This window comes from Streptomyces sp. NPDC002276, assembly GCF_053891435.1.
This window is the reverse complement of the sequence record NZ_JBSFCQ010000023.1, coordinates 37,873-51,418: the sequence shown is the minus strand read 5'-3', so window position 1 is coordinate 51,418 and position 13,546 is coordinate 37,873. Positions and strand designations below refer to the sequence as shown.

The 13,546-nt window shown below is 69.8% G+C and carries 12 protein-coding genes; 6 read left to right on the top strand and 6 right to left on the bottom strand.

All coding sequences use genetic code 11. The features are described 5' to 3' along the window. Positions 1-24: 24 nt before the first annotated feature. The 3 genes from ACWIHT_RS40195 to ACWIHT_RS40185 all read left to right on the top strand — a co-directional run bounded on the left by ACWIHT_RS40195 (position 25) and on the right by ACWIHT_RS40185 (position 2,669). A complete protein-coding gene (locus ACWIHT_RS40195) occupies positions 25-231 on the top strand; it encodes a hypothetical protein (RefSeq protein ID WP_200713943.1) in 207 nt (68 codons plus the stop codon). A 180-nt stretch (positions 232-411) separates the two neighbouring features. Then, positions 412-1,149 (top strand): response regulator transcription factor, encoded by a 738-nt coding sequence (locus tag ACWIHT_RS40190; protein ID WP_200713942.1) that lies wholly within the window; start codon positions 412-414, stop codon positions 1,147-1,149. Positions 1,150-1,211: 62 nt separating this feature from the next. Beyond that, positions 1,212-2,669, top strand: coding sequence for a sensor histidine kinase (locus ACWIHT_RS40185; protein ID WP_456173594.1), 1,458 nt, complete (start codon positions 1,212-1,214; stop codon positions 2,667-2,669). A gap of 132 nt (positions 2,670-2,801) precedes the next feature. Here ACWIHT_RS40185 and ACWIHT_RS40180 read toward each other — a convergent pair whose 3' ends face one another. Beyond that, a complete protein-coding gene (locus tag ACWIHT_RS40180; protein WP_456173509.1) occupies positions 2,802-3,239 on the bottom strand; it encodes a hypothetical protein in 438 nt (145 codons plus the stop codon). Between the two features lie 272 nt (positions 3,240-3,511). Between ACWIHT_RS40180 and ACWIHT_RS40175 the strand changes: the two genes are divergently transcribed. Together ACWIHT_RS40175 and ACWIHT_RS40170 are read left to right on the top strand one after the other, a co-directional pair. Beyond that, a complete protein-coding gene (locus tag ACWIHT_RS40175) occupies positions 3,512-4,114 on the top strand; it encodes a PH domain-containing protein (RefSeq protein WP_456173508.1) in 603 nt (200 codons plus the stop codon). A 44-nt stretch (positions 4,115-4,158) separates the two neighbouring features. Then, positions 4,159-4,881 carry a response regulator transcription factor gene (locus ACWIHT_RS40170; RefSeq protein ID WP_456173507.1) on the top strand — a complete coding sequence of 241 codons (723 nt, stop codon included), beginning with the start codon at positions 4,159-4,161 and terminating at the stop codon, positions 4,879-4,881. Position 4,882: 1 nt separating this feature from the next. On the opposite strand, the gene ACWIHT_RS40165 is transcribed toward ACWIHT_RS40170, so the two are convergent. Both ACWIHT_RS40165 and ACWIHT_RS40160 read right to left on the bottom strand, forming a co-directional pair. Then, positions 4,883-6,724, bottom strand: coding sequence for an ABC transporter ATP-binding protein (locus ACWIHT_RS40165; RefSeq protein WP_456173506.1), 1,842 nt, complete (start codon positions 6,722-6,724; stop codon positions 4,883-4,885). An 885-nt stretch (positions 6,725-7,609) separates the two neighbouring features. After that, positions 7,610-9,415: a bifunctional metallophosphatase/5'-nucleotidase gene (locus tag ACWIHT_RS40160; protein WP_456173505.1), complete on the bottom strand. Its 1,806-nt coding sequence runs from the start codon at positions 9,413-9,415 to the stop codon at positions 7,610-7,612. 144 nt (positions 9,416-9,559) lie between these two features. On the opposite strand from ACWIHT_RS40160, the gene mshD reads away from it, so the two are divergent. Next, positions 9,560-10,489 carry a mycothiol synthase gene (gene mshD / locus ACWIHT_RS40155; RefSeq protein ID WP_456173504.1) on the top strand — a complete coding sequence of 310 codons (930 nt, stop codon included), beginning with the start codon at positions 9,560-9,562 and terminating at the stop codon, positions 10,487-10,489. A gap of 13 nt (positions 10,490-10,502) precedes the next feature. Here the strand turns inward: mshD and ACWIHT_RS40150 are convergent, their stop codons facing one another. Genes ACWIHT_RS40150 through ACWIHT_RS40140 form a run of 3 tightly spaced genes read right to left on the bottom strand, consistent with a single transcriptional unit; the run spans position 10,503 to position 13,533 of the window. Next, on the bottom strand, positions 10,503-11,159 hold the full coding sequence (locus ACWIHT_RS40150) for an ABC transporter (protein ID WP_456173503.1): 657 nt from the start codon (positions 11,157-11,159) through the stop codon (positions 10,503-10,505). Next, complete coding sequence (locus tag ACWIHT_RS40145; RefSeq protein ID WP_456173501.1) at positions 11,150-12,676, bottom strand: ABC transporter permease; 1,527 nt, start codon at positions 12,674-12,676, stop codon at positions 11,150-11,152. The genes ACWIHT_RS40150 and ACWIHT_RS40145 overlap by 10 nt, the downstream gene beginning before the upstream one ends. After that, on the bottom strand, positions 12,673-13,533 hold the full coding sequence (locus ACWIHT_RS40140; RefSeq protein WP_456173499.1) for an ABC transporter ATP-binding protein: 861 nt from the start codon (positions 13,531-13,533) through the stop codon (positions 12,673-12,675). Before ACWIHT_RS40140 ends, ACWIHT_RS40145 begins: the two co-directional genes overlap by 4 nt. Between the last annotated feature and the right edge of the window lie 13 nt (positions 13,534-13,546).

The window sequence follows — 13,546 nt, the reverse complement described above, 5'->3', positions numbered from 1 at the left end:
CCAACGATCCGTAGGGAGTACGTCATGATCAAGCAGGTTTCGCACACGGTGACCGACGCCGGAGCGGCCGGTCTCGGCCTGGCCCTCGGGGTGGCGTACGAACTGCACGCGCCGGCGGCCCGGGCACCGGAACTGGCGCCCGCCCCGGAGCTGATGGGGCTCCGCACCAGCGCGGCCCACCCGCACCACCGGAAGGTGCCGCTGAACCGGCTCGCCACGATGCGAGCCTGATCCGCCGCCGTACGAGACCGATCCGGCGCCGTACGAGCCTGATCCGGCGCCGTACGAGACTGATCTCAGCCGGTTTCTCCCCTCCCCTCCCCTTTACGCGCCGGCCGGGAAACATGCGAGGCTGATGACGACCGGCCGATCGTTGTCTCCCCGTCCCACCGCACCCGAGGAATCCAGCCCATGAGCCCCGCCGAAGGCGACCGTGACACCCAGCGCATCCTGATCGTCGACGACGAGCCCGCAGTGCGTGAAGCACTCCAGCGCAGTCTGGCCTTCGAGGGGTACGACACCGAGGTCGCCGTCGACGGCGCGGACGCGCTGGAGAAGGCGACCGCCTACCAGCCCGACCTGGTCGTCCTCGACATCCAGATGCCGCGCATGGACGGCCTCACGGCCGCGCGCCGCATGCGCGGGGCGGGCACGACGACGCCGATCCTGATGCTCACGGCCCGCGACACGGTCGGCGACCGCGTGACCGGCCTCGACGCGGGCGCCGACGACTACCTCGTCAAGCCCTTCGAACTCGACGAACTCTTCGCGCGGGTACGGGCGTTGCTGCGCCGCAGCTCGTACGCGGCGGCCGCGGCGGCCGGGCAGGCACCCGAGGACGACTCCCTGACCTTCGCCGACCTCCGCATGGACCTCGCGACGCGCGAGGTGACCCGGAACGGCCGGCAAGTCGAGCTGACCCGCACGGAATTCACACTGCTGGAGATGTTCCTCGCCCACCCCCGCCAGGTCCTCACCCGCGAACAGATCCTGAAGGCGGTGTGGGGCTTCGACTTCGAGCCGTCCTCCAACTCCCTCGACGTGTACGTGATGTACCTGCGCCGCAAGACCGAGGCGGGCGGCGAGCCGCGGCTCGTGCACACGGTCCGGGGCGTGGGGTATGTGCTGCGACAGGGTGGGGCGGAGTGAAGAACGTCCTCGACCGGTTCCTCCACCGCTTCCGCACCCTGCCGATCCGGTCCCGCCTCGCGATGCTGGTCGCGGCGGCGGTGGCGTTCGGGGTGGCCGCCGTCTCGGTCACGTGCTGGTTCATCGTGCAGGGGAAGCTGTACGAGCAGGTCGACGCCGATCTACGGCAGATGGCGCAGCCGCAGCGGACCGGTGATGTCGTGGGGTTCCTCCAGACCTGCCCGCAGACCGTCGACAGCACGCAGAGCGACAACGACACCACCGACCCCAGCGGCTTCAACGGGATCCGGACGCCGACCACCTATCTCCAACTGGTCCAGTCCAGCGGGAAGTTCTGTGTCTCCTCCGGTTCGGCGGGCATCGTCAAGGTCACCGGTGCCGACAAGAAAGTGATCAAGGACGCGAGTGCCCTCACGTCGCTTCCGTCCACCCTCAAGGGGGTGTTCCGCAACGGCGTCGACTCGAAGGGCAACGCCGTACGCGTGATGACCACGCCTCTGCTCGTCAGGTCGGGCCCGACCCTCCCTCAGCTGTACCCCAACACCGCGCTCGTCGTCGCGGTCCCGCTCAAGAGCACCCAGAACACCCTGAACGAACTCGCCCTCGTTCTCCTCGTCGTCTCCGGCATCGGAGTGGTCGGCGCCGGAGCCGCGGGTCTTGCCGTCGCCCGCGCGGGGCTCCGCCCGGTCGACAAACTCACCGAGGCCGTCGAACACGTGGCCCGTACCGAGGACCTGGCCGTCCGGATCCCCGTGGACGACGACAGCGACGACGAGATCGCCCGCCTCTCCCGCTCCTTCAACTCCATGACGACCTCCCTCGCCAACTCCCGCGAGCTGCAACAACAGCTCATCGCGGACGCCGGCCACGAACTCCGCACCCCCCTCACCTCCCTCCGCACGAACGTCGAACTCCTCACCCGCAGCGAGGAGACCGGCCGTCCGATCCCCCCGGCGGACCGCAAGGCACTGCTCGCCTCGGTGAAGGCGCAGATGACCGAACTGGCGTCCCTGATCGGCGACTTGCAGGAACTGTCCCGTTCGGAGGGGCAGCGGGGCGAGCGCGTCCAGATCGTCTCGCTCCAGGACACCGTCGAGGCGGCCCTGCGCCGAGCCCGCCTGCGCGGCCCGGAGTTGACGATCACGGCCGACGTCCAGCCGTGGTACGTCCAGTCGGAGCCCTCCGCCCTGGAACGCGCGGTAGTCAACATCCTCGACAACGCGGTGAAGTTCAGCCCCGAGGGCGGCACGATCGAGGTCCAGCTCACCCGCGGTGTCCTCACGGTCCGCGACCACGGCCCCGGCATCCCGGAGGACGAGATCCCCCACGTCTTCGACCGCTTCTGGCGCTCCCCGAGCGCACGAGCACTGCCCGGCTCGGGGCTGGGCCTGTCCATCGTCGCCCGCACGGTCCAACAGGCGGGCGGCGAGGTGACGTTGTCCCGCGCGGCGGGGGGCGGGACTGTGGCGACGGTACGACTGCCGGGGGCGCCGACTCCTCCGCGGGAATCGGCGCCATGAGCGTCCGCTGGCGGACCAGATGATGACAGGCACCATCTGGTCCTCCGCAGAGATCCTCAGAGATCCGGAGAGATCCTCAGAGAGACGTCCGGAGGGAAATCAATGTCGGCGCTCGCTTCTTCCCAGCCGGGATCAAGAACTGTTCACGTCGATCTTGTATGAGCACCGCTTGAAGGCGTCCCCCTTCACGACACACACCCACATCTGATACGTGTGGTTTTCGGGTAGATTGCCGCCCTTCTTCACGGTGACCGGGCTGCTCAGCCCAGCGGTGGACGCTTCCCTGCCGTCACTCAGGTGCGCCACGATCCCGTAGCCGTCACCCAAGCCGTCATATGCGATGAGGGTGTCACCGTCCGCTTGCCAGGCCGCGTACCCGGCATTCTTGTTCTTGGTGTCGTTGTGGACGGTGAGACTCCAGTACCCGTCAGCCGAGTCAAGCAAGCCGGTGAAGCTGAAGTCGTCATACACGGTGACAGCCCCGGCCTGGTTTCCACCCGCCACAACCAGCCCGGCCGCGAGCGCGAGAACCCCCGCTACCGTTACGAGTCTGGCCTTGATCTTCGACATCCGAACACCCCGAATTCACTTTGGCATGCCCCTGATGGACATGTCATGATCAGGGATCCTCTACGAGCTGCACTCCACCGGCAACTTCATTACTTGGACGATGAGCTGTCGAGGAGGCCCGACTCGACTCAGGAGAACAGGTGTTGACCGGAGGGTCCATGCACGGGGACGGGGACGGGCGCGGGATCGAGCGGGAGTACCGCCGGTGGAGGAAGATGTCCGGGGGGCGGGTCGTCCTCGTGTGGCTTCTCCTGGGGAACAGCGTGTTTCAGATGACGCGGCCCGCCGGCATTCCGTTCCGGTACAAACTGCTGGTGCTGGCGCTCATGGCTGCGCTGTTGGTCTGGGCCGTTCTCGCCGCGCTGCGTGGGCTCACCTCCGTCGGTGCCGACGGTGTCACCGTCCGCGGTGCCTTCCGCGTACGCAGGCGGGCCTGGCACGACATCTACGATCTGCGCGTCGAGGAACGTCCGAAGCGGGCCCGCACGGACTTCCGGTGGTGGACCTGGCTCTACGACAACGACGGCCGCCGGCTGCTCCTCCCCAACGTCGACGACTGGCAACTCCCGGACCTGTGGGCCGAGATCGACGATCTGCGTACCGTCGCCGCCGCACACCGCGGCATGGCCTGGGAACCACGGCCCGAGGTCGAGGCCAAGATCAGGCTGCGCGCGGTGCATCGCAAGGCACAGGAACGGGCCATCACCTGGGCTGTGCTCGCCTGGTTCGTCGGCGGCATCTATCTCATCTGGGAGGTGGACACCGGCGGCGAACCCCACCCCTTCCTCCTGCTCCTCGGCGCGCCCCTCGCCGTCTACGCCCTCCTCCTCGCGCTCCTCCGCCTGCTCGCCTCCCGAGCCCCAGCCCACACATAGCCCTCTGCCAGCCCCGCCACAGCCACCCGTCACACCGTGTTCGAATGGCGGAGGCGCGGAAGATTCTGCTGGCCGATGACGACGTGGACGTACGGGAAGGGATCGGGCGGCTGCTCAGGTTCGAGGGGTACGAGACCGTCCTCGCGGAGGACGGGCGTACCGCCCTCGATCTGCTCGGTGGCGCGCCCGACCTGGTGCTGATGGACGTCACCATGCCCGAGCTGGACGGGCTGGCCGCGACCCGGCGCATCCGGGCCTCCGGGTCCACCGTGCCGATCCTGATGCTCACCGGTCGGACCGCCGTCGGCGACCGGATCGTCGCCCTCGACAACGGCGCCGACGACTACCTCAGCAAACCGTTCGCGGTGGATGAACTGCTGGCGCGGGTACGGGCGTTGCTGCGGAGGAGTGGGCGGCGGGCGGGCGACGAGCCGCTGCCCGCGCCCGAGCTCGAACAGCTCGTCTTCCACGATCTCGTGATGGATCCGCGTACCCGTACCGTCACCCGCGGCGGCCGGCCGCTCGATCTCACCCGGACCGAATTCCTGTTGCTGGAGTACCTGTTGCGGCATCCGGGCACCGTGCTGACCCGGCCCCGGCTCCACCGGCACGTCTGGGGATTCGACTTCGAGCCCGCGTCCAACACCCTCGACGTCTACGTCATGTATCTGCGCCGGAAACTGGAGAGCCGCGGCGAACCGCGGCTCATCCACACCGTGCGGGGGCTCGGGTACACCCTCCGGGCAACTGCAACTGCCCGTGCCTGATCTACCTGTTCGGCTTCGGGAGCCTCAGGATCATTGTCTCGTCCGGGACTTGGCGCAGGATCATCGTGTCCTCCGCACGGTGCCGTCCCGTGCCCTGTCCCGTGATCGCCATCTCCGGCAGCGGGCCCGCGAGTCGCGCGTACGCGCCGCCCCTCGCGACCAGTTCCGCGTGCGTGCCCGTCTCCACCAGACGGCCACCCTCCATGACCAGGATGCGGTCGGCGTCGGGGGCGAGGCTCAGGTCATGGGTGATCATGATCGTCGTACGGCCGGACATCAGGCGGCGCAGGGGCTGGATCACCTGGCGGGCGGCCACCGAGTCGAGGCCGGCGGTCGGTTCGTCCAGGACCAGGACCGGGGCCTGGCGCAGCATCGCCCGCGCGATCGCGATCCGCTGGAGCTGTCCGCCCGAGAGTGCCGCCGTGCCGGGGGCGATCTCCGTGTCGTAGGCCTCGGGGAGTGCCGTGATGAAGTCGTGCGCCGCCGCTGCCCGCGCCGCCCGCTCGATCTCCTCGTCACTCGCGCCCGGGCGGCCGCACTCGATGTTCTCGCGGATCGTGCCGTTGAGGATCAGGGTCTGCTGGGGCAGCAACGCCACGTTCTCGCGCAGGAATTCGAGCGGTACGTCACGGAGGGGGACGCCGTCCAGACAGATCACGCCCTCGGAGGGGTCGTAGAAGCGGGTCAGCAACTTCGACAGGGTCGACTTTCCCGCTCCGCTCTCGCCCGTGACGATCACCAGCTCGCCCGGGTCCGCCCTGAAGGTGACGTTGTCGACCGTGTCGCGGGCCGCGCCGGGGTAGCGGAAGGTCACGCCGTGGAAGCTGACCCAGCCGTGGACGGGCCAGGCGGGGACCGGTTCGCGGGGGTCGCCCACGGACGGGGTGGCGTCCAGGATTTCGTTGATGCGGGCCGCGCCGGCGGTCGCTGCCGTGAGGGTGAGGCCCAGTTGGCCGAGGTTGCGGACCGGGGGGTAGAGGTAGCCGATGAAGGCGGCGAAGGCGAGGAGCGCGCCGAGGGTCATGCGGTCGGCCGAGATCTCCCAGACGCCGAGACCGATGACCGCGAGGACGCAGAGGGTTTCCACCACTTCCACGAACTGCTCGTACATCTCGCTGAGGCGGGCGCCTCGTACCGATGCCTTCATCCACGCGCGGGCCTCGGTGTCGAGGCGCTTCTCCTCGTCCCGGCGGCGGTTGTACGCCTGGGTGAGGACGACGTTGCCGAGGGACTCCGCCACCACCGACGTGATCGCGCCGTCCGCGACCCGCTCGTCCTGCGAGGCCTGCCTGATACGGCCCGAGAAGCGGCGGGCGGCCAGGAGGAAGAGGGGTGCCAGGACGAACGTGGCCAGGGCCAGGTCCCAGCGGAGGTACAGGGCCGCGCAGGCGTAGAAGACCGCGGAGAAGGCGGCCGAGATGGTGCCGACCACGCCGGACACGACCATCTGCTCGATGGCCTCCACGTCTCCGGTGAGGCGTTCGACGAGGTCGCCCTGGCGGTGCTTCTGGAAGAAGTGGGGCGGGAGGTCCTGGACATGGCGGAAGACGTTCGCGCGCAGGCGCAGGACGAAGCGTTCGGCGGTCCAGGTGGCGAGGGAGTTGCCGAAGTAGCCGACGAGCGCGCCGAGTACGGCGACGCCGAGCCACGCGGCGGCCGGGCCCCAGAACGCGGACAGCGAACCGGCCTTGAGGGCGTTGTCGGTGAGTTCCGCGAACAGCAGGATCGCGGCGGTCTCGGCGAGTGCCGACACGATGACGCACGTGATGATCACCGCGAGCCACTTGCGGTCACCGCGGGTCAGCGGCCAGAAACGGCGGAAGGCCTCACGAGCTTCCCTCATGGTCAACAACTCCCTTCAAGGATCTGATGGTTGGCCTGGACGTGGCCGAGGCGGGGCCACCGGCGCGAGCGGACTCGCTAACCGGTGGCCCCGCCTCACTGGGTGCCGGCTCAGCCCTTGTGGGCGATCGGGCGCTTCGGGGTGTGCTTCTTCGGCGCGGGCTTCTTGGGGGCCGGGGCCGGCTTGCGGGTCTTCTTGACGGGGACGATCTTGTGGAAGCTCATGGTGGGTTCCCTCCCTGGGAGTCCGGCGCTGCGGCCGGGTGTGGGGTGCTGCGGGTCTTCTGCGGCTCGCGGGACTGCTTACTTGTGCCCGACCGGGCGCTTCGGCACCGGCTTCTTCGGCGCGGGCTTCTTCGGGGCCGGGGCGGGCTTGCGGTGCTTCTTGACCGGGACGATCTTGTGGAAGCTCATGACGGGTTCCCTCTCCGATACGGCTGTCGCGGTGTCTGCTGCGGTTCTGCAACAGTTCCTCTACCGATCTGCTGCAACTGCCTTTGAGTTAATTTGAATTACGCCTGTAAATCCTTTGTCAGCCCTTGTGGTCGATCGGGCGGCGCTTCGGAGCAGGCTTCTTCGGGGCCTTCTTGGGGGCCGGGGCGGGCTTGTGGTGCTTCTTGACGGGGACGATCTTGTGGAAGCTCATCATGCTCTCCTTTGTCTTGCGTTGCCTCTGTCGTTTGCGCCGTTCGCTTTCGACATGGAAAACACTACTGGACTTCCGGCGCAGGAAAAGCGATTTTCGCTTAGACCTTCCTGTGCGATTGCCATGGATGATTCTTATGTAATTCGCGGAACTGAACCCGTACTTACACAGAATTTAGAACGGGAATAAGGAAGGGGCCCGGCGCCGACCTGCGGCGCCGGGCCCCCAAGGGGTCGGCCGTTACTGAACGATCGTGATCCGGTTCGCCGCCGGAGGCGTGAGCGGGCTCGCCGCCGTGGAGTGGGCGGTCAGGTACTGGGCGAGTGCGGAGAGGTCGTCCGTGCCGACCAGGTCACCCGTGCCCTGGCCCAGCGTCGTGAAGCCGTCGCCGCCGCCCGCGAGGAAGCTGTTCGTCGCGACGCGGTAGGTGGCCGCCGGGTCGATCGCCGCGCCGTTCAGACGGATCGAGTCCGTCACCACGCGGTCCGCGCCGGTCTTCGTCAGGTCCAGCGTGTACGTCAGCCCGGACGAGGGCTGGAGGATCTTCGGCGCCGCCGCGTTCGTGCCGCTCACCTGTTCCTTGAGCGTCTGGATCACCTGCGCGCCGGTGAAGTTCTGGAGGTTCACGGTGTTCGCGAACGGCTGCACCGTGAAGCCCTCGGCGTACGTCACCACGCCGTCGCCCTCCGCGCCCTTGGCCGCGTAGGTCAGGCCCGCGCGCACCCCGCCGGGGTTCATCAGCGCGAGGTCGGTCTCCGGGTCCAGCTCCTTGCCGTAGGCGAGCTGGGCGTCGGCGATGAGGTCGCCCATCGGGGACTCGGTGCCGGTGCTGTTGACGTCACCCGAGATGTAGCCGATCGCGCGGTTGCCGATGGGGGCCGCGAGGGTGTTCCACTTGCCGATCAGGGCGGTCATGTCGGCGGCCTTGGGCACGGTCCGGGTGACCACGTGGTTCGCGGACTTGACCGCCGTACGCGCGATGTCACCGGTCCAGCGGTCGTACGTCAGCGTGGTGTCCGTGTAGAGGCGGCCGAAGGACGCGGCCGAAGTGACCATGCGGGGCTTGCCACTTGGGTCATTGATCGTGCAGACGTACGCGTTGTGGGTGTGGCCGGTGACGAGGGCGTCGACCGCCGGGGTGACGTTCTTCGCGATGTCGACGATCGGGCCGGAGATGCCGGAGCCGCCGCCGGACGCGTCGCAGTCGTAGTTGTAGGCGGAGGACGCGGGGAAGCCGCCCTCGTGGATCAGCGCGACGATCGACTTCACGCCCTGCTTCTGAAGCTCCTTGGCGTACTTGTTGATCGTCTCGACCTCGTCCTTGAACTGGAGGCCCTTGACGCCGTCCGCGGAGACGATGCCCGGGGTGCCCTCCAGCGTGACGCCGATGAAGCCGACCTTGACGCCGTTCTTCTTCCACACCCAGTACGGCTTGAGGATCGGCTTCTTCGTCTTCTCGTCGAGGACGTTGGCCGCGAGGTAGGGGAAGTCGGCGCCCTTGAACTTCTTGTCCGTGTAGCAGCCCTCGGTGGGGTGACAGCCGCCGTTCTGGAGGCGGGCCAACTCCTTGGCGCCCTCGTCGAACTCGTGGTTGCCCACCGAAGTGACGTCCAGGTCCAGCTTGTTGAGCGCCTCGATGGTCGGCTCGTCGTGGAACAGGCCCGAGATCAGCGGGGAGGCGCCGACCATGTCGCCGCCGGCCGCGGTGATCGAGTACGGGTTGTTCTTGCGGGCCTCGCGCAGGTGGGTGGCGAGGTACTCGACGCCGCCCGCGTCGATCGTCTTCGTCGTGCCGTCCGCCTGGAGTTCGGTGACCCGGCCGGAGGAACCGGACGGGGGCTCCAGGTTGCCGTGCAGGTCGTTGAAGGAGAGGAGTTGGACGTCCTGGTAGCGGCTCGGCTTGTGCCCGTGACCGGTCGGGTTGGCGTGCGCGTCGGCGGGCAGCGCGGCGGCCAGCGCACCGGCCGTGGCCAGGCTCGCGGCGGCGGCGAGCAGGCCTGCGACACGGCGTCTGCGCGGGCGGTACGGCTGGGAAGTGGCTGGCATGAGCCCCCCTGTGAGTCGGCTGAGAAGTCACCACGTTCCGGCGCAGCCTAGGGTCAACGCGCGTAGCGTGACAGGGGGTTCTTGGTTACATCCTGGTTTCTTCTTTGCCGCCACTTTGCTGGTGGGTCCGCTTACCCTGAGGCCATGACCAGCGACGACACCGCACGGCCCGCGCCCATCTCCCGTTCCATCGAGACCTATTCCGAGCTGACCCCGGACCAGGCCGGGGCCGTCCTCACGCTGATCGCCGAGGCCGCCGGGACCGACGGACAGCCCGCGGTGTCCGAGCAGGGACGGCTGCAACTACGCGGCGGCACGCGGCCCGGGGTCTCGCATCTGCTGCTCACCCTGGGCGAAGATCTCGTCGGCTACGGGCAGTTGGAGGACACCGACCCGGTGGAGGCACCGGCCGCCGAACTCCTCGTACGGCCCTCGGAGCGCGGGCACGGGCACGGGCGGGCGCTCGGCGCGGCGCTGCTGGCCGCGTCGGGGAAGCGGCTGCGGGTGTGGGCGCACGGCGGGCATCCCGCCGCGCGCCATCTGGCCCAGGTGCTCGGGCTCGCCCTGTTCCGCGAACTGCGCCAGCTGCGGCGGTCGTTGGCGGATCTGGAACTGCCCGAGCCGGTCCTCCCGGAGGGCGTTACGGTACGGACCTTCGTGCCCGGCGCCGACGACGCGGCCTGGCTCGCCGTCAACACCGCCGCCTTCGCCCACCACCCCGAGCAGGGCTCCCTCACCCAACGCGACCTCGACGACCGCGAGGCCGAGGCCTGGTTCGACCCTTCGGGCTTCTTCCTCGCCGAACGCGACGGCGAACTGATCGGCTTCCACTGGACGAAGGTCCACGCGGAGGAGCAGCGGGGCGAGGTGTACGTCGTCGGGGTGCTGCCCGGCGCGCAGGGCGGCGGGCTGGGCAAGGCCCTGACGACGATCGGGCTGCGGCACCTGGCCGCGCAGGGGCTGCCGACGGCGATGCTGTACGTCGACGCGGACAACAAGGCGGCGGTGTCGGTGTACGAGCGGCTGGGATTCACGACGTACGAGACGGACCTGATGTACCGCTCGGAGTCGTGAGGAGCCCGGTCGGTCAGGAAGGGGTGGGCCGCAACCGTCCGCGCCGCAGCGGCTCCGGGCCGGACGCCGCCCACACCAGTACCGCCGCCGTCAGGACGAACGCCCAGTGGTCGTGGCCCGGTGCCCACCACTTCTCCTTCGGCAGGGCGAACAGGCCCCACTTCTCCGGCAGCAGCAGGGCCGCCGCCATGGACGTGGCGAGGAGGGCGATCGCGAGCCGCTGGCCCGGTTCCGCCTCGTCGGTGAGGCGGATCGCGGCGGCCGAGGCCGCGAGGGCCACGACCACCGCGGCGGCCGCCTCCAGGGTGATGTCGCCGACCGGGGGCCGGGCCTGCGCCGGTATCAGCAGCAGGACGGCGGTCCACCACAGCACGGCGAGCGGGGCGACCAGTGCGGTGCGCAGGGCGATGCGGAGCATGCGGCGGGTCGGCACCGCCACCGTCACCTGGCGGGCCGGATCGTCCAGGAGGAACGTCAGGCCCAGGGCGAAGGCGAGTACGGCGCCGCGCAGCAGGAGCGTGGCCGACCGCGGGTCGAAGTCGGCCGAGGTGAGGCGCGGCAGCGCGGCCAGCAGCAGTCCCGCGACGGCGCCCGCGCCGAGGGCCCGCCGGGGCAGGGCGCGCAGCACCGGGCGCGCCAGCTGCCCCAACACCCTTGTGGTCACTCGCACTTGTCCGCTCCCGTCGGCCCCTTGACGCCCAGCAGTTCGGCGACCTTCGCGGTGCTCACCTTGGGTGCCGTCAGCTCCGCCCAGTGGGCCTTCACCTTGGGGGTGATCGTGGCCTTGCCGGCCGTGAGCAACTCCCGTACGACCGCGGTCTGTTCGGCCGTCATCGACATCGGGTCGGTCGGCGAGAGCACGATCGCGGAGCCGGTCACGCTGTCGTCGAGGCGGACCGTGCGCAGTGCGGACACCGGGTCGGACTGCCAGCCGAGCGCGAGCCACATGATGGTGACCATGCGGCCGTCGCAGAGCGACTCGGTCGCCTTCTCGCTGCCCGTGACCAGCACGGAGGAGACGGCCGCGGCGAACTCCGGTACGCGGGAGCCGCCCCAGCGCGTGCCGACCGTCACCTGGTAGGGCACGGTGGACGATTCGATCGCGCCGTCGCCGTCCATGCCGTAGCGGGCATCGACGCGCTGCCGTACGAGCAGCTTCTCCTGGGCGGCGGTGCCGCCTGCCAGGGACTGGACGTTGTCCGTGACCTTCGCCCAGGTGCCGGTGCGGGGCAGCCACTCCGGGAACGCGCAGTACGTGGAGTTGCCGTGCCGGGCGCAGGACTGGACCTTCGCCGGGTTGAGGGTGGCCAGCACGCGGGCGTCGGTGGTCGCCTTGGACACCTTGGCCGCCTGACCCACCGCGCCCCAGGTGCCGAGGCCGACCGTCACGACGAGCGCGGCGGCGACGGTCTTGGTACGGCCGCCGTTGACCAGGACCGCGGCGAGGGCCAGGGTCAGGGCGAGTCCGGCCAGGTAGAGGGCGTGCCAGGCGGCCGGGCGGCCCAGCAGGTCGGAGGGGAGGGTCTTGCTGCTCGCGTCGCCGATGACCGGGACCAGCCAGCGTGTCGCGCTGCCGTTGGTGTCGCCCGGGACGGCCCCGAGGAAGAGGGTCGAGAAGAACGCCAGCACCAGGAGCATCGGCGCGGCGAACGGCGACCGCACGATCCGGGCCAGCAGTACGCCGGCCGTTCCGGCGAGCAGCACCGTGAGCGGGCCGACAAGCAGTTCGCCGACCGAGCCGTGGCCGACCGAGCCGGGCGCGAGCACGCCCCAGGTGAACTGGGCGGCCACCAGCAGCGCGGTGAGCAGGGCGGCCGGTAGGACGGACAGCACGAACGCGACCGTGCGGCGCCAGGGTTCGAGGACGAGTACGTCGAAGTGCCGGTCGGTGTCCTGGCGTCGGGAGCGCAGCACGGCCTGGTTCGCGCAGAGCAGGACGGCCAGGGCGGGCAGCAGCGGGCCGGTCTGGGTGGCGCGGTCGACGTCCTGGAGGGCGGGGTAGGTGGTCCAGGCGTCGCGCATGGTCCAGCCGATCCAGGCGGCGTAGAGGACGAACATGAGCAACACCGGGAGGCGGAGCAGGAGTTTGCGGGCCTCGAAGAGGGCCAGCGCCAACACCGCTGCCCAGGAACGGCGTTGCTCGGCGGCGCGTTCGGCCGGGGGTGCCTTCTCCAGTACGGCGCTCATGCCGCCACCTCCGCGGCCATGCCGTCGAGGGTGATCAAGTAGCCGTCCTCCAGGGTGGGTTCGACGAGTTCCGCGCCGGGGGGCGGGTCGCCGACGTTGCGGAAGGCGCCGAGTCCGGTGCGCCAGCCCGCCATCGCGGCGGGGTCGCGTTCGGTGCCGCTCCACACCCGGCCGGCGGCCCGTGCGGTGAGTTCGGCCGGGGTGCCCTCGAAGCGGACGGTGCCGCCGGCCATGACGACGACGCGGTTGCAGAGCATCGCGACGTCCTCGGTCTGGTGGGTGGAGAGCAGGACCGTGCGGCCCTCGCCCGCCCTCGCGATCAACTCCCGGAAGCGCATGCGCTGTTCGGGGTCGAGGCCGACGGTCGGCTCGTCGAGGACGAGGAAGCCCGGGTCGCCGACGAGGGCCGCCGCGAGCGCGACGCGTTGCCGCATGCCGCCGGACAGCTTCTTGATGCGCTTGCCGCGCACGTCGGAGAGGTCGACCTCCGCGAGTACCCGGCGCACTTCCTGGTGGCGGCCCTCGCGGTCGGTGAGTTCCTTGAGGATCGCGACGTAGTCGACGAACTCGAAGGCGGTGAAGTCCGGGTGGAAGCCGGGCGTCTGCGGGAGATAGCCGAGGACGCGCCGTACCTCCTGGCGGCCCGCCGTGGTGCTCGGGTCGTGGCCGAGCACGGTGAACGCGCCCGAGTCGGCGGGCAGCGCGGTGGCGAGCACCCTCAACAGGGTGGTCTTTCCAGCCCCGTTGGGGCCGAGCAGGCCGGTGACGCCCTCGCCGAGCCGCAGCGACACGTCGTCGAGGGCGTGCGTCGAGCCGTAGCGCAGGCTGAGCCCGGCCGCGGAGACGGTGGTGGTCATGTACGGAACTCCA

What these genes read in the sequence shown, in the direction of transcription:
- ACWIHT_RS40195 (WP_200713943.1), top strand. Translation starts at nt 25, where the DNA reads ATGATCAAGCAGGTTTCGCACACGGTGACCGACGCCGGAGCGGCCGGT.
- ACWIHT_RS40190 (WP_200713942.1), top strand. Translation starts at nt 412, where the DNA reads ATGAGCCCCGCCGAAGGCGACCGTGACACCCAGCGCATCCTGATCGTC.
- ACWIHT_RS40185 (WP_456173594.1), top strand. Translation starts at nt 1,212, where the DNA reads ATGCTGGTCGCGGCGGCGGTGGCGTTCGGGGTGGCCGCCGTCTCGGTC.
- ACWIHT_RS40180 (WP_456173509.1), bottom strand. Translation starts at nt 3,239, where the DNA reads ATGTCGAAGATCAAGGCCAGACTCGTAACGGTAGCGGGGGTTCTCGCG.
- ACWIHT_RS40175 (WP_456173508.1), top strand. Translation starts at nt 3,512, where the DNA reads ATGACGCGGCCCGCCGGCATTCCGTTCCGGTACAAACTGCTGGTGCTG.
- ACWIHT_RS40170 (WP_456173507.1), top strand. Translation starts at nt 4,159, where the DNA reads ATGGCGGAGGCGCGGAAGATTCTGCTGGCCGATGACGACGTGGACGTA.
- ACWIHT_RS40165 (WP_456173506.1), bottom strand. Translation starts at nt 6,724, where the DNA reads ATGAGGGAAGCTCGTGAGGCCTTCCGCCGTTTCTGGCCGCTGACCCGC.
- ACWIHT_RS40160 (WP_456173505.1), bottom strand. Translation starts at nt 9,415, where the DNA reads ATGCCAGCCACTTCCCAGCCGTACCGCCCGCGCAGACGCCGTGTCGCA.
- mshD (WP_456173504.1), top strand. Translation starts at nt 9,560, where the DNA reads ATGACCAGCGACGACACCGCACGGCCCGCGCCCATCTCCCGTTCCATC.
- ACWIHT_RS40145 (WP_456173501.1), bottom strand. Translation starts at nt 12,676, where the DNA reads ATGAGCGCCGTACTGGAGAAGGCACCCCCGGCCGAACGCGCCGCCGAG.
- ACWIHT_RS40140 (WP_456173499.1), bottom strand. Translation starts at nt 13,533, where the DNA reads ATGACCACCACCGTCTCCGCGGCCGGGCTCAGCCTGCGCTACGGCTCG.